Below are 16,828 nucleotides of genomic sequence, written 5' to 3' on the forward strand. Positions count from 1 at the left end.
AATCAGCCCATTCCAACGCGCTTTTTTTAACGCAAGGGGCAGGGCATGGCAGACATGGTGGTGGTGCGCAAGGAAGGCTTGTACTGTGTGCCGGGTCAGTTCTACATCGACCCGTGGCGCCCCGTCGAGCGCGCCATCATCACCCATGCGCACGCGGACCATGCGAGAGTTGGCCACCGGCATTACCTGTGCGCCGCGCCCGGCGAGCAGGTATTGCGCGCGCGCCTGGGCGCCGTGTCCATCCAGGGCCTTGCGTATGGCGAGAGCATCGACCACCACGGCGTGCGCGTGTCGCTGCATCCGGCCGGCCACGTGCTGGGTTCGGCCCAGGTGCGCATGGAAGTGGGCGGCGAAGTGTGGGTGGCTTCGGGCGACTACAAGCTGCAGCCCGACCCCACTTGCGTACCGTTCGAGCCCGTGCGCTGCGATACTTTTATTACGGAATCGACCTTCGGCCTGCCCATCTACCGCTGGCAGGCGCCGCAGGAAGTTTATGATGACATCAACCAATGGTGGCGCAGGAATGCGGCCGAAGGGCGCACCAGCGTGCTCTTCTGCTATGCCTTCGGCAAGGCGCAGCGCATCCTGGCGGGGCTGGACGCCAGCATCGGCCCCATCATCTGCCATGGCGCGGCGCAGGCATTGACGCAGGTCTACCGCGAATCGGGCGTGGCCTTGCCCGCCACCGTGATGGTGAGCGACGTGACGGACAAGGCGGCCCTGAAGACGGCGATGGTGATCGCGCCGCCGTCGGCCGCCGGTTCGCCGTGGATGAAGCGTTTCGGCGACTACAGCGATGCGTTCGCCAGCGGCTGGATGCTGCTGCGCGGCGCGCGCCGGCGGCGTGGCGTGGACCGGGGTTTTGTCCTGTCCGACCATGCGGACTGGCCCGGCCTGATGCAAGCGATCACGGCCACGCAGGCCGAGCGCATCATCGTCACGCACGGCTCGATTCCCGTGATGGTGCGCTGGCTGCAGCAGAATGGCTGGCAGGCGGGCGGCTTCGAGACGGAGTATGGCGACGACGAGGCCGACGACGTGCCCGGTGCGTCCACGGCAGCGGAGGACGCCGCCCATGCGTGACTTTGCCCGGCTGTACGCGGAACTCGACGAGACGACCTCCACCAGCCGCAAGCTGGCGGCGCTGCAAGCGTATTTTCGCGGTGCCTCGCCCGAGAATGCGGCCTGGGCCGTGTATTTCCTGGCCGGCGGCAAGCCGCGCCAGGCCGTGCCCACCAAATTGCTGCGCGAATACGCGACCGAGCGGGCGGGCCTGGACGCCTGGCTGTTCGACGAGGCCTACCACGCCGTCGGCGACCTGGCCGAAACCATCGCCCTGATCCTGCCCGCGCCCGCCAGACGCAGCGACATCGGCCTGGCCGAGTGGGTCGAGCAGCGCATCGCACCGTTGCGCGGCGCGCCGCCCGACACCATCCGCGCCGACTTGCTGGCCTACTGGGACGAGCTGGAAACGCGCGAACGTTTTTTGTTGATCAAACTGATCGGCGGCGGCTTTCGCGTGGGCGTATCCAAACTGCTGGTGACGCGCGCGCTGGCCTCCATCGCCGCCGTCGACAGCAAGCTGATCGCTCAGCGCCTGATGGGCTGGACCGATGGCAAGGTCAGCCCCACGGGCGCGGGCTTTCTCAAGCTGATCGCCGCGCAGTCCGATGGCGAACATGCGCTGCGCGGCGGCCAGCCGTATCCGTTTTTCCTCGCCCATCCCTTGCAGGCGGAGCCGCAGAGCCTCGGTGATATCGGCGACTGGCTGGCCGAGTGGAAATACGACGGCATGCGTGCCCAGCTGTTGCGCCGCGAGGGCGTGAACTGGCTGTGGTCGCGCGGCGAGGAATTGATCACGGAGCGCTTTCCCGAACTGGCGCAGTTGGCCTTGCCCGAAGGCACCGTGCTCGATGGCGAAATCCTTATCTGGCAACCGGGCGGCATGCCGGCGCCGTTTGCCGATCTGCAACAACGCATGGGCCGCAAGAGCGTGTCGCCCAAGTTGCTGGCCGAATTGCCGGCCGTGCTGGTGGCCTACGATGTGCTGGAACTCGATGGCGTGGACGTGCGTCAGTTGCCCCAGCTCGAGCGCCGCGCGCTGCTGGAAAGCGTAGTGGCGCAGGTAAATGCTCCCGCGCTGCGCCTGTCGCCGCGTATCGAGGCGGCAAGCTGGGAGGCGCTGGCGGCCATCCGCAGCGAATCGCGGGCGCGCGGCGTGGAAGGCATGATGCTCAAGGCCAGGTCGGCCGCGTATGGCGTGGGCCGCACGAAAGACGTGGGCACCTGGTGGAAGTGGAAGATCGATCCGTATTCCATCGACGCCGTGCTGATCTACGCCCAGGCGGGTCACGGGCGGCGCGCGTCGCTGTACACGGATTACACGTTTGCCGTGTGGGATGACGTTGAGGAAGGGGAACGCAAGCTGGTGCCGTTCGCCAAGGCGTATTCCGGTTTGACGGATGCGGAAATCGGGCAAGTCGACGCCGCCATCCGCAAGACGACGATCGAAAAATTCGGCCCCGTGCGCAGCGTCAAGCCGACGATGGTGTTCGAGATCGGCTTCGAAGGCATTGCCGCGTCCAGCCGCCACAAGGCGGGCATCGCCGTGCGCTTTCCCCGCATCCTGCGCCGGCGCGACGACAAGGCCATCGCCGATGCGGACACCCTGGCCACCCTGAAGGCCATGCTGGTCCAGGCCACATGAGCAAAAGTGCGCTGGCGCAGCGCATCGATGCATGGTTTGTCGTGCGCGGCTGGACCGTGTTCCCGTTCCAGCGCGCCGTCTGGCGTGCGGCAGCACAGGGCCAGTCCGGCCTGCTGCATGCGAGCACGGGCTCCGGCAAGACCTACGCCGTCTGGTTCGGGGCCTTGCTGCGCGCCGAGCGGCTGGCGCGCAAGGGCAGGAAGCAGGGCTTGCGCGTGCTGTGGATCACGCCCATGCGGGCGCTGGCGGCCGACACCGTGCGCGCCTTGCAAGCGTCTGGCGCGGAGTTGGCTCCCGGCTGGCGCATCGAGGCGCGCACGGGCGACACGAGCGCCGCTCAGCGGGCGCGGCAGGCAAAGGCCTGGCCCGAGGTGCTCGTCACGACGCCGGAAAGCCTGTCATTGATGCTCAGCCAGGCGGATGCCCGGGAACGTTTCAGCCTGCTGGAAACCGTGATCGTCGACGAGTGGCATGAATTGATGGGCAGCAAGCGCGGCGTGCAGGTGCAGCTGGCGCTGGCCCGCTTGCGCCGCTGGAATGACACGTTGATGACGTGGGGCCTGTCGGCCACCCTGGGCAATTTGCAGCAGGCGCAGGACGTCTTGCTGGGCGAGGAAAACGCTGGCGTGCTGGTGGAAGGCAAAGTCAAAAAGCGCATCCTCGTCGACAGCCTGATTCCCGTCAATCCCACGCGCTTTCCCTGGGGCGGGCATTTGGGCATCCAGATGCTGCAGCCCCTGATCGCCGAGATCGAAGGCAGCGCCACCACCCTGGTGTTTACCAACACGCGTTCGCAGGCCGAGCTGTGGTACCAGCATTTGCTCGATGCGCGGCCCGACTGGGCGGGCTTGATCGCCCTGCACCACGGTTCGCTGGACCGCGAAGTGCGCGAGTGGGTCGAGCAGCACCTGAAAACGGGCGAGCTGAAAGCCGTCGTGTGCACGTCCAGCCTGGACCTGGGCGTCGATTTCCTGCCCGTCGAGCGCGTGCTGCAGGTGGGCAGCGCGAAAGGTATCGCGCGCCTGGTGCAGCGGGCCGGGCGCAGCGGTCACGCGCCGGGGCGCATTTCGCGCGTCACCCTGGTGCCCACCAACAGCCTGGAATTGCTGGAAGCGGCCGCCGCCCGCACTGCCCTGGCGCAAGGCCACCTGGAAGCGCGGCCCGTACCGGACAAGCCGCTCGACGTGCTGGTGCAGCACCTGGTGACGATCGCCATGGGCGGCGGTTTTGCGTCGCCCGAGCTGTACGCGGAAGTGCGCGCGGCCTGGTCCTACCGCCATCTGACGCCGGACGAGTGGCAATGGGCGCTCGATTTCGTCGCGCGCGGCGGACAAAGCCTGACCGTGTATCCGGAATACCGCAGAGTGCTGCCGGACGAGGACGGCGTGTACCGCGTGCCCGACGTGGCGCTGGCGCGGCGCCACCGCATGAGCATCGGCACCATCGTGTCGGAGGCGGCGATCCAGGTCAAGTTCCTCGGCGGCGGGCGCATCGGCAGCATCGAGGAATCGTTCATCGCGCGCCTGAAGCAGGGCGACCATTTTTTGTTTGGCGGGCGCATCCTGGAATTCGTGCGCGTGCACGAGATGACGGCCTACGTGCGGCGCGCAACTGGCAGCCGCGGCGCTGTGCCGCGCTGGCAGGGCGGCAAGATGCCGCTGTCGTCGGAGCTGGCACATGCCGTGCTGGACCAGTTGCAGCTGGCGCAGGAAGGGAAGGCCAGCGGGCCGGAAATGCGCGCGCTGGCGCCGCTGCTGGCCATCCAGCAGGCATGGTCGAGCCTGCCCACGCGCGCCAGCCTCTTGCTCGAAACCTTGTCCAGCCGCGAAGGCCATCATTTGTTCGTGTATCCGTTTGCCGGGCGCTCCGTGCACGTGGGCCTGGCGTCATTGCTGGCTTACCGGATCGCGCGCGTGCAGCCGGCGACCTTGTCGATCGCCGTCAACGATTACGGCTTTGAATTGCTGGGCGCGGACGACATTGATTTTGCGCCGCTGTTGATTGGTGCCAGCGGCGCCGATCTTGCCCTGTTCAGCACTGATAACTTGCTGGAAGACGTGCTGGCCAGCCTGAATGCGACGGAGCTGTCGCAGCGGCGCTTCCGCGAAATCGCCCGCATCGCCGGCCTCGTGTTCCAGGGCTATCCGGGCCAGCCGAAAAGCGCGCGCCAGTTGCAGGCCTCGTCCTCGCTGTTCTTTGAAGTGTTCCGCAAGCACGATGCGACCAATTTGCTGCTCACGCAGGCGCAGCGCGAAGTGCTGGAACAGGAGCTGGAATTGACGCGCTTGCGCGCCACCTTGCGCGAGCTGCATGGCAGGAGCATCAGCCTGCAAGCGCTGGAGCGGGCCTCCCCATTTGCCTTCGGCCTGATGGTCGAGCGCTTCCGCGAACAGCTGACGACGGAAAAGCTGTCGGACCGGGTGGCGCGGCTGGTAAGCGCGCTGGAAAAGGCGGCCGCATGAGTGAGTCGCAGCAGGCGCACTGCGTGGTGGAACTGGCCGGCGAGATTCTGTGGCTGCTGGCGCACAGGGCCGTGTACTGGCCGACGCGCAAGATGCTGGTCATCGCCGACATCCATTTCGGCAAGGCGGCCGCGTTCCGCGCGCTGGGCGTACCCGTGCCGCGCGGCACCACGACGCAAAACCTGCTGGCGCTCGACGCCTTGCTGGCCACTTACGCTTGCGAGGAAATCGTCTTTCTCGGCGACTTTCTGCACGCGCGCGCCGCGCATGCGCCCGCCACCGTGGCCGCCATGCTGGCCTGGCGCGCGCGCCATCCGGGCCTGCGCCTGACGGTGGTGCGCGGCAACCATGATGCGCATGCGGGCGACCCGGCCGCCGCGCTGGGGATACGCATGGTCGACGAACCGCACCAGGTGGGCAAGCTGTCGTTCTGTCATCACCCGGATACCGCCGCGCCCGGCTATGTGCTGGCCGGCCACGTGCATCCCGTGTTCCACTTGCGCGCTGAAAGGGTCGGCTTGCGTCTGCCGTGTTTCCTGCTGGGGCAGGAGGGCGCCATTTTGCCCTCGTTTGGCGCCTTCACGGGCGGCCATGCGGTGCGCCCAGGCGTTGGCGAACGCGTCTACGTGACGGCCGACGCGGCGATTTTCGCACTACCCGCTAACTGCTGAGTGTCTGGTACTTTTGGTGGAAAACTGAAAGTAACTACGCTACCGTAGGCGGGACTCATCCTACATACGCTCTTGCCATCCTCCTATTTCTTGTGCCCCATGCGCGCACTAAGATGACGGTTCCCTTGCCATGCGAGGGGGAAGATTTGCATGGTTTGCATTGTTTTTTGCATTGTTTCTGATTCCATCGATCAAGGAGATCATCATGGCCACATCGAGCGACAATAAACAGCAAGGTAGTAAAACCAGTAGCAGCAGCAGTAGCAGCGGCGGCAACAAGCAAAGCGATACCAGCAAACGGGGTTTCGCTTCCATGGACCCTGCCCAGCAGCGTGAAATCGCCAGCGAAGGCGGACGTGCGGCGCATGAAAAAGGCACGGCGCATGAATTCACGTCGGAAGAGGCCCGCCGCGCAGGCAGCCAAAGCCACAAGAACGACGCCAACCGGCAAAGCGCTTCCAGCTCCAGCGGGTCGCGCGACAATGCCAGCATGAACCAGGATGGCGGCCGCGACAGTGGCAACAAGCAAAGCGGCGGTTCGGGTTCCAGCTCGGGTTCGCGCAACAAGTAGTGACTGGCAAGCAGTAGCAAGTAGAAGGTAGCAATGGGCCCTGGCCAGCGGGAGACAGGCACGCCGCTGACCAGGGCCGCGCTTGTTTGGCTACCGCTGGCTACCGCTGGCTAGCGCAAAATTTTGATGCAATGCAGCAGGCATGGACTATGATGAAAGAGCTGCGCCGGCCGTGGTCCACGCGCAGTCAATCTGCAATCCACTCGCACTCACGATCAGGGAGAAGATGATGGGCAACTCCACTACGCCGCAGCCCGGCAATAGCCAGGGCGGCACGCCGTCCACGGCAGGCAGCAAGCAAAGCACGGCCGAGTCGGCCGAGAGCTTTGTGCTGGTCGATAGCGAGCAAGGCCTCGATATCGGCGACGATCTGTTTTCCATCGGCGAAGTGCGGCGCGCCGACCGCTTGCCCCATCACCAGGCCGGCTCAGCCGGGCAGAGCCGGCAGAGCGCCGACGATGCGCCCGATACCACGGGCAGCACGGGCGTCTGATCTTTCAACCTTCGCTTAATCTTCGGACCATCCCCGCTGGGCCAGCTGCAAGACGTGTTCGCGCACGTCGGCTGGCCAGTCCTGCACGCACGCGAGGAACGCTGGCTGCTTGCCGGCGAACAGGGCGCGGCTCGCTTCCTCGAAGCCGGGCGCATCGCCGGCCAGCGCATTCATGACTTTATAGGCCGCTTCGCGTGCCTGGCGCTGCTTATCGTGCGCCTTGTTGCCGCGCTGCGCGTGTTCCACCAGTTTGCGCAAGGCCACGGAAGCGCCGCCCGGCTGCGTTGCCAGCCATTCCCAGTGACGCGGCAGCAGGGTGATTTCGCGCGCCACCACGCCCAGCTTCGGCCGGCCTGCCGTGCGCGCGGGCGTTTCTTCCTGCGGCGCCGGCGTGGCTGCCCGTGGCAGGCGCTGCAGCACATCGGCCAGGCTGCCATGCAGGTTCAGGTCGACCTGGCTGCCGCTGGCGTCGTCGAAAATCAGGATTTGCGCATCGGGTTCGCGCGTCACCAGTTCCTTCAGTGTTTGCGCCACGGCGTGCAAGGGGCCGGCGGCCACTTTGCGTTTGCCGGCGAAGGCGGTGAGCTGGGATGTTGCGGGGGTATGCATGTTTGCCTCCATGGAGAATGCAGGCAATTTTACCCGGGTTAAATTGAAAGTCAATAACACCCGGGTAAAATAGGGTAAATCTGCTACAGATCGACCCGGCCATGTTCGCCCATATCCTTCGGCGGCTCGCCCGTGATGGCGGCCTTGGCCATTTCATAGAATTGCATCATCTTGCTGGCGCTGCTATCCCAGTATTCGGCCGACTGGATCGTCACCTTGATCAGCGACAGTTTCGGATCGTCGAGTCCGCCCGGGAACCAGGCTTTCACCAGCGGGTTCCACAATTCCTCCGCCTTGGCGCGGTCCTTCAGCAGTTGCGCGTGGCCGCAGACGGATACATACAGGCTGTCGCCCGTGTCGACAAAGCTGACGTTGACTTGCGGATTGTTCGGCAAGTCGCGCGTGTAGGTGGCATCGTCCGAGACAAAAAACCAGATTTGCCCTTCGCTGTCGACCTGCTGCTGCGTCAACGGCCGGCTGGTGAGGGTGCGCATGTCGTCGCTGGTGGTCAGCATGCCGAATTTGACGTCCTTGATCTTGGCCGCGATGCTGGCCAGTTGTTCGCTGGAATACGCTTGCATGGGTGTGCTCCTGTTTGATTGTCCTGAACAACAGCATAGACGGGCATGGCACGCGGCTCTGTACGGCAGCTTACGTAGCAGCCCAGCTTTGTTTCAAAGCTGTTACAAAACGCTGGCCCGACGGAGCGCCCCATGTATTGACTTAATAAATGATAATCATTATCATTTGTTTGAAAATATAAGCATGCACTTTGATTGAAGGATGGGAATGAAGCACACTGACTTGTCGCGCCACCTGGCCCGCTCCTTGCCGGGAGCGCTTGATGGGTAATGCGGGTGCCGCAGACAAGGCCAAGAACAACGCCAGCCGCGCCGTCTGGCTGAAGAATTTGCATCAATGGCACTGGATCAGTTCCGCGCTTTGCCTGCTGGGCATGTTTCTGTTCGCCATTACCGGCATCACCCTGAACCACGCTGGCCAGATCGAATCCAAGCCTGCGATCACGCGCCAGAAGGCGGAGCTGCCGGCGCCCCTCGTCACGCAACTGGCCGCCTATGCCGCCAAGCACGATGGCGCCAACGCGCCCATGCCGGCCGCGGCCGAAGCCTGGCTCAAGCAGCAATGGTCGCTCAATGCGGGCGGGCGTCCCGCCGAATGGTCGATCGACGAAGTGTATCTGCCGCTGCCCAAGGCGGGCGGCGACGCCTGGGTGCGCATCGGCCTCGAAGACGGGGCGGCCGAATATGAATTGACGGACCGGGGCTGGGTGTCCTGGCTCAACGACGTCCACAAGGGCCGCAACACGGGCGTGGCCTGGAGCTGGTTCATCGACATCTTTGCCGGCGCCTGCATCGTGTTTTGCCTGACGGGGCTATTGATTTTGAAATTCCACGCGGCCAACCGGCCATTTACCTGGCCGATGGTGGGTCTCGGTATCTTGATACCTTGCGCGATCGCCTTGCTGTTTATCCACTGATGTTTTTTCCTTTTTACAGGCACACCATGAAATTACGCTACTCCCTGGCGCTTGGCCTTCCCCTGATCGGTACGTCGGCGATGGCTGCCGACCTGGCCCTCAAGATTGAAATTCCGCAATTGAATGTGGCGGAATACCACCGTCCTTACGTGGCGGCGTGGCTGGAAACGGCGGACCAGAAGGTCGTTGGCAACCTGGCCGTGCTGTATGACGTGAAAAAGAAGGACAAGGCGGGCGAAAAATGGCTGAAGGACATGCGTCAATGGTGGCGCAAGAGTGGCCGCGACCTGGCCATGCCTGTTGACGGCGTCAGCGGCGCCACGCGCGCGCCCGGCGAACATACCTTGACGTTCCCCGGCGCCAAAGCCTTGCTCGACAAGCTGCCGGCCGGCGAATACCAGGTCGTCGTGGAAGCAGCGCGCGAAGCGGGCGGACGCGAACTGGTGCGCGTGCCGTTCCAGTGGCCGCTGAAATCGGCCCAGTCCGTGCCTGGCAAGGGCAAGGAAGAACTCGGTAATGTCGTCGTCCAACTCAAACCATAAGGCGCACATCATGTTCAAGCAATTCAATAAACCCCTGATCGCCCTGGCCCTGGCCGGCCTGGCCATGAACGCCCATGCCCACCGCGGCTGGATGGTGCCATCGAGCACGATGGTGGAAAGCAAGGACGCCTGGGTGACGGTGGATGCCGCCGTCTCCGACGGCCTGTTCGAGATTGACCACCAGCCGCTGCGTCTGGACGCGCTGCAGGTGATCGGCCCGGACGGCGCGAAAGTCACGCCGGCGAACACGGTCACGGGCCGTTTGCGCAGCGTCTTCGACGTGAAAATGGAAAAGCCGGGCACGTATAAAGCGGCCATCGTGTCGCAAAACGTGATGGGCAGCTACAAGCTCAACGGCGAGCAGAAGCGTTTCCGCGGCAACGAAGAGACGTTCAAGAAGGAAGTGCCGGCCGACGCGCAAGAGCTGAAAGTCACGCGCACGGCAGCGCGCCTGGAAACTTTCTTCAGCAATGGCGAAACGAGCACGGAAGTGTTCAAGCCGACCGGCGTGGGCCTGGAATTCGTGCCCGTGACGCACCCGAACGACTTGCGTGCGGGCGAGAAAGCCACGTGGCGCTTCCTCGTCGACGGCAAGCCGGCGGCAAATCAGGCCTTCAGCCTCGTGCCAGGCGGCGTGCGCTACCGTGGCGTGCTCGGTGAAATCCGCCAGAGCACGGACGCCAAGGGCGAGATCACGTTCACTGTGCCGGCGGCCGGCATGTATTATCTGAGCAGCACCTGGCCAGCGGCCGCACCGGCCGTGGCCGGCCAGCCGCCAGCCATGCCCGAGCGCCGCATGACGTACGCGGCCACCGTGGAAGTGCTGCCGCAGTAAGCGGCGGCGTCTTTACGAGAGCGCCGATGCGCCGGGTCCTGCTGCCGCAGCATATTTCCGATCAGGCCGCGCCGCCCGGCGCCGCGATCCGGGACTTGCGCGGCTTGTCGATGGGCACCAGCTGGTCGGTGCGCCTGCTCGAGTCCGCCATGCCGGGACGCGCGGGCAGCGCCGACTTGCAGCAGGGCTTGCAGCAGCAGCTGGACCTGGTCGTCGCGCAAATGAGCCACTGGAGCGACGAGTCCGACCTGGGCCGCTTCAACCGGGCCGAGCCCGGCAGCTGGCACAGCTTGCCAGCCGCGTTTTGCGAGGTGCTGGGCTTTGCCATGCACGTATCGCAAGCATCGGGCGGCGCGTACGACCCATGCGCGGGCGCCCTCGTCAACCTGTGGGGCTTCGGCCCCCGCCATCGCTACGATGAGCCGGGCTTTCTCCCGCCGAAAGACGATAGCGTGGCCTTGCTGCTGGCGCAACGCCAGCGTCGCCGCCTGGAGCTGGACTTGCCGGCCCGCCGCGCGCGCCAGCCGGGCGGCTTGCAGCTCGATTTGTCCGCCATCGCCAAGGGCTATGGCGTGGACCGCCTGGCCCGCTACCTGGATAGCCAGGGCATCCACCATTACCTGGTCGAAGTCGGTGGCGAGCTGCGCGGCGCCGGCAGCAAGCCCGACGGCCAGCCTTGGTGGGTCATGCTGGAACAGGTCGATGGCGCCGCCGATAGTGCCGATAATGCACAGCATCCGCCGGAAATGCTGCTGGCGCTGCACGGCCTCTCTGTGGCGACCTCGGGCGACTACCGGCGTTTCTTCCAGGACGGCACGGTGCGTTTCTCGCACACCATCGATCCGCGCAGCGGCATGCCGATCGCCAATCAACTCGCTTCCGTCACCGTCGTGCATGCAGAATGCATGGCGGCCGACGCCTGGTCGACGGCCCTGACCGTGCTGGGTGTCGAGGCCGGCATGGCGCTGGCGGAAGAGCAGGGCCTGGCCGCGCGCTTCCTGCAGCGCGACGGCCGCGGCTACCACGAAACGCTGAGCAGCCACATGCTGGCCATGCTCGACGAATGAACGATTAATCTATGATTTTTACGCACGATACGACGCGGCTGGCCTTGTTGGCCGCCCTGTCACTCAGTTATGCGGGCGTGTGCCTGGCGCCCTGGCTGCGCGCGCGCAACAAGCGCCGCGCAGCCGATGCGGCAAAAGCGGCGCTGGCCAACAGCCGGCCCTGGCTGGTGGCGTATGCGAGCCAGACGGGCAATGCCGAGGAACTGGCCACGCAAACGGCGCACAGCCTGCAGCTGGCCGGCATCCCCGTGCGCCTGTGCGCGCTGGCCGAACTCACGGCCGCCGATCTGCAACAGGCGGAACGGGCCTTGTTCCTGGTCAGCACGTATGGCGAAGGCGACGCGCCCGACAATGCGGCCGCCTTCATGGGCCGATTGATGACGGGCGAGATTGCGCTGCCGCAATTGCACTATGCCGTGCTGGCCCTGGGCGACCGCAGCTATGGCCAGTATTGCGGCTTTGGCCGCGCGCTCGATGCCTGGCTGGCGGGGCAGGGCGCGTCGCGCCTGTTCGAGCGCATCGAAGTCGACCGCAGCGCGAATGCCGCCATCGAACAGTGGTTCCAGCATCTGAGCCACCTGGCTGGCACCAGCGACGCGCCCGACTGGAGCGCGCCGGCGTTTGGCGACTGGCGGCTGACGCAGCGGCGCCTGTTGAATCCCGGCAGCGCCGGCGGCGCCATCTATCATGTGGAACTGGCGCCCGTGGCCGGCGGCTTGCCGGAGTGGCAATCGGGCGACCTGGTGCAGGTGACGGCGCCCGCCGACCCGTCGCAGCCGCGCGAATATTCGATCGCCTCGATCCCGCGCGATGGCGGCGTGCACTTGCTGGTGCGCCAGCATGCGCATCCCGATGGCAGCCTGGGCCTGGCCTCGGGCTGGCTCACGGCGCAGGCCAAGGTCGGCGACGTGGTGCAGCTGCGCTTGCGCCAGCACCGGCGTTTCCGCCTGGAAGACAATGCCCAGCGGCCACTGATTTTGATCGGCAACGGCAGCGGCATCGCCGGCTTGCGCGGACATTTGAAAAGCCGCGTGCTGGCAGGGCAGCGGCGTAATTGGCTGATCTTTGGCGAACGCAATGTGGCCCACGATTTTCATTATCGCGAAGAGATCGAAGGCTGGCACGCCAGCGGCGACTTGCCGCGTCTGGATCTGGCGTTTTCGCGCGACCAGGCGGAGCGGACCTATGTGCAGGACCGCCTGCGCGGCAATGCCGACGAAGTCAAGCTGTGGCTGGAGCAGGGCGCGGCCATCTATATTTGCGGCAGCCTGGCCGGCATGGCGGGCGGCGTCGACCAGGCGCTGCAAGAGATCCTGGGCCGGCCCGCGCTCAATGCGCTGGCAGCTGAAGGGCGCTACCGGCGCGACGTGTATTAAGAAAGAAGGACGGCTTACGGCTGGATATCGGCCAGCGGCGCCGTGTCCATGTCGCCGCTCACTTCCTGCAAGCCGCGCGCCAGGCTGGAGATGCTGGGGTTGTCGATGAAAACGCAGCGTTTGCCCGTGCGCTTGCAGTAATCCTTCACGCGCCAGTAGGCGCTGTGGCTGATGCAGCCCGTCTGGCATATCACCAGGTCGGCCGCCGCCAGGCTCGAATCGAGCAGGTTGGCATTGTCTTCCAGGCCGCCGTCGTGGTGGGCAAATTGCGCGCCGACCCGCTCGATCAGGGCGCGGTAGGTGGCGACATTGCCGCTGCGCCCGCCCACGCACAAGACGCTTTGATCGACGAGGCGGATCGGCATTTTCAGCTTGCCGCCGGTCGGCACTTCCAGCTTCGGCGCCGGTGGCGGCACGACGGCGGCCGGGCGTGGCTGGGCCTGTTTCAATTCCGCGATTTGCTGGCGCAATTCCTTTTCGCGCTCATCCATTTGCGCCAGGCGTTCGACCAGGCGCGTGCGCGATTCCAGCGCGGGGATGGCGGCCTGCAATTGCGCCAGATCCGCGCGCAAGCCGTCGATCACGCTGTCCTTGCCGATGGCTTCGGCACGCGTGCGCAGCAGCAAGGCTTCCTGGCGCTCCAGCTCGCCCGTCTTTTCCATCAGCGCGGCCTGGCTGCGCTGTTGCAGCTTGGCCAGTTCGTGCGTCAGGCGCGCGTTTTCTTCCTGCAAGGCCGTAAATTTTCCCATGTCGGCGCGCACGCAGGCGCCGGCCTGGTGCTGGATCATGTGCAAGTCGCGGCACATCTGCTCTTCCAGCTCGGCGTCGCAGCGCGGGTGCGTCAGGCCGGCCCAGAAAGCGCCCGACACGTCGCCGTTGGCGACGGCCGTGCGCCACAGTTGCGCTACCTGCTCCGTGGTCTTGGCGCCGCGAAAGCGCAGGATCACGGGAGCGTAGCGGCGTTCGAGTTCCTTTTGCAGCGCTTCGGACAGGCGGTTGCGCGCGCCGCATTCCGTCACGGCGCCCACGTGCACTTCGTAGTCGTCGGCCACCACGCGCCCGCCCGTCATCTTGCCCACCAGCTTGCGCAGGTAGCCCAATGGCAAGCCCACGCCGACCAGCGGGCAATGGCAGGTGTGCGACAGTTCCCACAGCCGGCGGCGGCGCGAAGCGAGCGCGGCCGTTTCCGTGTCGGCGTGGGCGCAATTGCTGATGACGGGCAGGGACTTGTCTTTGTCACACATGGCGATATCCTGTTGGGCGGTGGGGCAGTCGTTGAAGAGAATTATTGCGGCAGGGGCGAGGCAGGACGCCTGGCGCTCAGCAGCCGTGCCAGACGCTCCAGCACGGTGGTCTTCGGCGGCACGGGCTGGTGCAGCGCCACCAGGGCGGCCCATTGCTGCGACAGTTGCTGGCAAGTTGCTTGCAGTACGGGGCCCAAGCCGGGCGAACCGGCCAGCGCTTGCAGATGGCGTTCGATGACACCCGCCAGTTTCTCGCAGGGACTGCCCGCATGGTAGTGCGACATCAGGTGCAGCACGGCGGACAGCAGCAATTCAGGCTGTTGGCCTTGGGGGGGAGAAAGCATCGGGGAAGGTCGGTCGTGCGCCATCAAACACTCCTGTGCGGTGGTTTGGCTGGCTGCGCGCACGGGGCGCGACTGGCTGGCGAGTGTGGTGACTGGCTGCCGTGCTGCTTCAGGCAGTCAGGATCAGCTTGTTCAATTGGGTGACGCGCAGGCGATAGATCTTGCCGCTGTGCTCAATCTCCACTTCGCGGCCCTGCTGCAGCAGCGCTTCGCTGGTGATGCGGCGCGCCGGCTGGGCCATGCTGACGGGAGGACGGACGTGGGCGGTAGCGGCATCCTGGATCAAGGCTGGTTTTGAGCTTTGCATGTTGGGCTTTCTTTATCTCAGTTGAGAATGATTCGTATTTGCATTATTGTTGAATGTGGCCCGAAAAGCAAGGCTTATTTGTAGGGAATCCGCGCTTTTTTATGGCGGCGCGGCGCCTTGGACGAGGCGGTCGTACAAAGGCGGCCGCTGGCGCGGCGTGGAAGGGGCGGCAGCAAAAAAGACCCGGCAAGGCGGTGCGCGCCTTGGCCGGGTCAAGCCTGTGCCAAGCTGGAAAGAAGAGTCGGGATGGCGTTAAATCGTGGCCAGCAATTGCGCCGAGGTGGCTGCCGCGGCGCTGGTGTCGGCCTTGAGCTTGGCGGCGGCCAGTTGCTTGGCGCGCGAGCGCGACGGCGGCAGGCGGCGCAGGGTTTTCAGGGCGTCCGGGTCCTTGATGCCGATGGTGCGCTGGTCAACCGTGATGAGGCCGATTTCATTGAAGGCGGACAGGGTGCGGCTCACCGTTTCCAGTGTCAGGCCCAGGTAGCTGCCGATTTCATGGCGCGTCATGCGCAGGTTGAACAGCTTGCTCGAGTAGCCCATCTGCGCGAAACGGTCGGCCAGTGAGACGAGGAAGCGCGCCACGCGGGCTTCGGCGCTCAAGGCGCCCAGCATGCCGATCATGGCCTGTTCGCGTACCAGTTCGCGGCTCATCACGCCGTACATGACATTTTCCAGTTCCAGGTGAACACGTCCCAGCGCCGTCAGCTTCTTGAACGGCAGCAGGATCAGGTCGCAGTCGGAAAGGGCCACCGCTTCCGAGGAGTAATGGCGCGAGTGGATGCCGTCGACGCCCAGCATGTCGCCCTTCATGGGGAAGCTCAGTACCTGTTCATTGCCGAATTCATCGATGAGCACGGTTTTCAGGAAGCCCGAATTGACGATATACAGGGTGTCGAACGGCTGGCCGATGGTGTGCACGCGCTGGCCCGTCTTGAATTGCACGTGCTGGAACAGCAGTTCGTCGGCGGCGATGGTGCAGGCACTGGAGATATGCAGCAAATCGCACACCTCCTTCAGGTTCGACCATAGCCGCCCCTGGCGCTGGCGCCCTGCTTCCATCGGGGAGGAGGGGGCCAGCGATGGGGAGGCGGCGCGGGTTTCGGGCGTTTGCGTGGACAGCATGTTCATCTCCTGGTGACAGGTAGTTCAGAGTTGAATAACAGGGTGCGCAGGACGGCGGGCAGGGAAGAGGCGGCGCGCGTCCAGGCAGGTAAAGCTCAATTCGCTGACGACTTGCTGTGTGATGAAATAACTTCCCAGCAACTTGATTACTGGTTTCAGTATGCCAACAACCGTATGCAATTAATATCAGCAGTGGCTGAATATGGCAGTAGGAGCTGTGGTAGGTGAGGTAGGATTGTTCCTACGGCTGGCGCGCGTGGAAAGGCTCAGGTCTTGAAGGGGGATAGCAGGCGGTGCGCTACGGCATACTGGACCATTTCCGACAGCGAACTCATGCCCATTTTTTGCATGATGCGCGTCTTGTGCGTACTCACCGTTTTGACGCTCAGGTGCAGGTTGTTGGCGATTTCCGTGATCGACTTGCCCGCCACCAGCAGGGAAAAGACTTCGAATTCGCGGTCCGACAACTGTTTGTGCAGCAAGCTTTCATTCGGCATCATGATGTTGAGCACGAGCTGCTCCGCCACCTCGGCGCTGATGTAGGGGCGTCCCGACGCCACCTTGTGGATGGCGCCCACGAGCTGGGTGCCCGCGCTTTCCTTGGTCAGATAGCCTTGCGCGCCGGCGCGGATGGCGCGCACCGCATATTGTTCTTCCTCGTGCATGGTGAGGATCAGGATGGCCAGCTTGGGCGCCTCGCTGCGGATTTGCCGGATCAGGTCGACGCCGCTGCGGCCCGGCATCGACAGGTCGAGCAGCAACAGGTCGAAGCCGCCCTGGCGCACGTGGTTGAGGACTTCAAAGCCGTCGATGGCTTCACCCACGATATCGATGTCCGGCGCGCCGTCAAGGATGCGCTTCAATCCTTCTCGCATGATGGTGTGGTCGTCGGCAATCACAATACGTATCATAGGCGGGCAATCTGGATGCGTGAAATCTGCTATGTCCGTCACCGGACAATCAAATGTTGAAAAGCGAGA

At 64.7% G+C, this 16,828-nt stretch carries 18 protein-coding genes; 11 read left to right on the plus strand and 7 right to left on the minus strand.

The window, feature by feature from the left end:
• Nucleotides 1-45 precede the first annotated feature (45 nt).
• The 6 genes from ASN89_RS09170 to ASN89_RS09195 all read left to right on the plus strand — a co-directional run bounded on the left by ASN89_RS09170 (nt 46) and on the right by ASN89_RS09195 (nt 6,904).
• The gene (locus ASN89_RS09170; RefSeq protein WP_058049053.1) at nt 46-1,083 is read left to right on the plus strand and encodes a ligase-associated DNA damage response exonuclease; all 1,038 of its coding nucleotides are present in this window, start codon (nt 46-48) and stop codon (nt 1,081-1,083) included.
• Nucleotides 1,076-2,707 carry an ATP-dependent DNA ligase gene (locus ASN89_RS09175; RefSeq protein WP_058049054.1) on the plus strand — a complete coding sequence of 544 codons (1,632 nt, stop codon included), beginning with the start codon at nt 1,076-1,078 and terminating at the stop codon, nt 2,705-2,707. Before ASN89_RS09170 ends, ASN89_RS09175 begins: the two co-directional genes overlap by 8 nt.
• On the plus strand, nt 2,704-5,169 hold the full coding sequence (locus ASN89_RS09180; protein ID WP_058049055.1) for a ligase-associated DNA damage response DEXH box helicase: 2,466 nt from the start codon (nt 2,704-2,706) through the stop codon (nt 5,167-5,169). Before ASN89_RS09175 ends, ASN89_RS09180 begins: the two co-directional genes overlap by 4 nt.
• Nucleotides 5,166-5,840 carry a ligase-associated DNA damage response endonuclease PdeM gene (pdeM, locus tag ASN89_RS09185; protein WP_058049056.1) on the plus strand — a complete coding sequence of 225 codons (675 nt, stop codon included), beginning with the start codon at nt 5,166-5,168 and terminating at the stop codon, nt 5,838-5,840. Before ASN89_RS09180 ends, pdeM begins: the two co-directional genes overlap by 4 nt.
• A gap of 205 nt (nt 5,841-6,045) precedes the next feature.
• The gene (locus tag ASN89_RS09190) at nt 6,046-6,411 is read left to right on the plus strand and encodes a KGG domain-containing protein (protein WP_058049110.1); all 366 of its coding nucleotides are present in this window, start codon (nt 6,046-6,048) and stop codon (nt 6,409-6,411) included.
• 229 nt (nt 6,412-6,640) lie between these two features.
• Nucleotides 6,641-6,904 carry a hypothetical protein gene (locus ASN89_RS09195; protein ID WP_152988523.1) on the plus strand — a complete coding sequence of 88 codons (264 nt, stop codon included), beginning with the start codon at nt 6,641-6,643 and terminating at the stop codon, nt 6,902-6,904.
• Nucleotides 6,905-6,919: 15 nt separating this feature from the next.
• Here ASN89_RS09195 and ASN89_RS09200 read toward each other — a convergent pair whose 3' ends face one another.
• A complete protein-coding gene (locus tag ASN89_RS09200; protein WP_058049057.1) occupies nt 6,920-7,513 on the minus strand; it encodes a DUF2239 family protein in 594 nt (197 codons plus the stop codon).
• Between the two features lie 83 nt (nt 7,514-7,596).
• On the minus strand, nt 7,597-8,094 hold the full coding sequence (locus ASN89_RS09205) for a pyridoxamine 5'-phosphate oxidase family protein (RefSeq protein ID WP_058049058.1): 498 nt from the start codon (nt 8,092-8,094) through the stop codon (nt 7,597-7,599).
• Between the two features lie 263 nt (nt 8,095-8,357).
• On the opposite strand from ASN89_RS09205, the gene ASN89_RS09210 reads away from it, so the two are divergent.
• From ASN89_RS09210 to ASN89_RS09230, 5 genes are read left to right on the plus strand one after another with little or no spacing between them, the layout of a single operon-like run.
• Nucleotides 8,358-9,011 carry a PepSY-associated TM helix domain-containing protein gene (locus ASN89_RS09210; RefSeq protein WP_058049059.1) on the plus strand — a complete coding sequence of 218 codons (654 nt, stop codon included), beginning with the start codon at nt 8,358-8,360 and terminating at the stop codon, nt 9,009-9,011.
• A gap of 26 nt (nt 9,012-9,037) precedes the next feature.
• Complete coding sequence (locus ASN89_RS09215; RefSeq protein WP_058049111.1) at nt 9,038-9,553, plus strand: DUF2271 domain-containing protein; 516 nt, start codon at nt 9,038-9,040, stop codon at nt 9,551-9,553.
• A gap of 10 nt (nt 9,554-9,563) precedes the next feature.
• A complete protein-coding gene (locus ASN89_RS09220; RefSeq protein WP_046685807.1) occupies nt 9,564-10,388 on the plus strand; it encodes a DUF4198 domain-containing protein in 825 nt (274 codons plus the stop codon).
• 26 nt (nt 10,389-10,414) lie between these two features.
• Nucleotides 10,415-11,455, plus strand: a complete 1,041-nt coding sequence (locus tag ASN89_RS09225) for an FAD:protein FMN transferase (protein WP_058049060.1) — start codon at nt 10,415-10,417, stop codon at nt 11,453-11,455.
• A gap of 11 nt (nt 11,456-11,466) precedes the next feature.
• Nucleotides 11,467-12,831: a sulfite reductase subunit alpha gene (locus tag ASN89_RS09230; RefSeq protein WP_058049061.1), complete on the plus strand. Its 1,365-nt coding sequence runs from the start codon at nt 11,467-11,469 to the stop codon at nt 12,829-12,831.
• A 14-nt stretch (nt 12,832-12,845) separates the two neighbouring features.
• Here ASN89_RS09230 and ASN89_RS09235 read toward each other — a convergent pair whose 3' ends face one another.
• The 5 genes from ASN89_RS09235 to ASN89_RS09255 all read right to left on the minus strand — a co-directional run bounded on the left by ASN89_RS09235 (nt 12,846) and on the right by ASN89_RS09255 (nt 16,759).
• Complete coding sequence (locus tag ASN89_RS09235; protein WP_082654494.1) at nt 12,846-14,075, minus strand: DUF2325 domain-containing protein; 1,230 nt, start codon at nt 14,073-14,075, stop codon at nt 12,846-12,848.
• A gap of 41 nt (nt 14,076-14,116) precedes the next feature.
• Nucleotides 14,117-14,443: a hypothetical protein gene (locus tag ASN89_RS09240; RefSeq protein WP_058049062.1), complete on the minus strand. Its 327-nt coding sequence runs from the start codon at nt 14,441-14,443 to the stop codon at nt 14,117-14,119.
• A gap of 85 nt (nt 14,444-14,528) precedes the next feature.
• The gene (gene hemP, locus ASN89_RS09245) at nt 14,529-14,726 is read right to left on the minus strand and encodes a hemin uptake protein HemP (RefSeq protein WP_034750559.1); all 198 of its coding nucleotides are present in this window, start codon (nt 14,724-14,726) and stop codon (nt 14,529-14,531) included.
• Nucleotides 14,727-14,978: 252 nt separating this feature from the next.
• A complete protein-coding gene (locus ASN89_RS09250; RefSeq protein ID WP_046686236.1) occupies nt 14,979-15,785 on the minus strand; it encodes a Crp/Fnr family transcriptional regulator in 807 nt (268 codons plus the stop codon).
• A 329-nt stretch (nt 15,786-16,114) separates the two neighbouring features.
• The gene (locus ASN89_RS09255) at nt 16,115-16,759 is read right to left on the minus strand and encodes a response regulator transcription factor (protein ID WP_034750556.1); all 645 of its coding nucleotides are present in this window, start codon (nt 16,757-16,759) and stop codon (nt 16,115-16,117) included.
• Between the last annotated feature and the right edge of the window lie 69 nt (nt 16,760-16,828).

This window comes from Janthinobacterium sp. Ant5-2-1, assembly GCF_001445815.1.
Taxonomy (GTDB): Bacteria; Pseudomonadota; Gammaproteobacteria; order Burkholderiales; family Burkholderiaceae_D; genus Janthinobacterium; species Janthinobacterium lividum_E.

Coding starts and splice junctions, on each gene's coding strand:
- ASN89_RS09200 (WP_058049057.1), bottom strand. CDS start 7,513: ATGCATACCCCCGCAACATCCCAGCTCACCGCCTTCGCCGGCAAACGC.
- ASN89_RS09205 (WP_058049058.1), bottom strand. CDS start 8,094: ATGCAAGCGTATTCCAGCGAACAACTGGCCAGCATCGCGGCCAAGATC.
- ASN89_RS09190 (WP_058049110.1), top strand. CDS start 6,046: ATGGCCACATCGAGCGACAATAAACAGCAAGGTAGTAAAACCAGTAGC.
- ASN89_RS09220 (WP_046685807.1), top strand. CDS start 9,564: ATGTTCAAGCAATTCAATAAACCCCTGATCGCCCTGGCCCTGGCCGGC.
- hemP (WP_034750559.1), bottom strand. CDS start 14,726: ATGCAAAGCTCAAAACCAGCCTTGATCCAGGATGCCGCTACCGCCCAC.
- ASN89_RS09170 (WP_058049053.1), top strand. CDS start 46: ATGGCAGACATGGTGGTGGTGCGCAAGGAAGGCTTGTACTGTGTGCCG.
- ASN89_RS09235 (WP_082654494.1), bottom strand. CDS start 14,075: ATGTGTGACAAAGACAAGTCCCTGCCCGTCATCAGCAATTGCGCCCAC.
- ASN89_RS09240 (WP_058049062.1), bottom strand. CDS start 14,443: ATGGCGCACGACCGACCTTCCCCGATGCTTTCTCCCCCCCAAGGCCAA.
- pdeM (WP_058049056.1), top strand. CDS start 5,166: ATGAGTGAGTCGCAGCAGGCGCACTGCGTGGTGGAACTGGCCGGCGAG.
- ASN89_RS09250 (WP_046686236.1), bottom strand. CDS start 15,785: ATGGAAGCAGGGCGCCAGCGCCAGGGGCGGCTATGGTCGAACCTGAAG.
- ASN89_RS09230 (WP_058049061.1), top strand. CDS start 11,467: ATGATTTTTACGCACGATACGACGCGGCTGGCCTTGTTGGCCGCCCTG.
- ASN89_RS09255 (WP_034750556.1), bottom strand. CDS start 16,759: ATGATACGTATTGTGATTGCCGACGACCACACCATCATGCGAGAAGGA.
- ASN89_RS09180 (WP_058049055.1), top strand. CDS start 2,704: ATGAGCAAAAGTGCGCTGGCGCAGCGCATCGATGCATGGTTTGTCGTG.
- ASN89_RS09225 (WP_058049060.1), top strand. CDS start 10,415: ATGCGCCGGGTCCTGCTGCCGCAGCATATTTCCGATCAGGCCGCGCCG.
- ASN89_RS09175 (WP_058049054.1), top strand. CDS start 1,076: ATGCGTGACTTTGCCCGGCTGTACGCGGAACTCGACGAGACGACCTCC.
- ASN89_RS09215 (WP_058049111.1), top strand. CDS start 9,038: ATGAAATTACGCTACTCCCTGGCGCTTGGCCTTCCCCTGATCGGTACG.
- ASN89_RS09210 (WP_058049059.1), top strand. CDS start 8,358: ATGGGTAATGCGGGTGCCGCAGACAAGGCCAAGAACAACGCCAGCCGC.
- ASN89_RS09195 (WP_152988523.1), top strand. CDS start 6,641: ATGGGCAACTCCACTACGCCGCAGCCCGGCAATAGCCAGGGCGGCACG.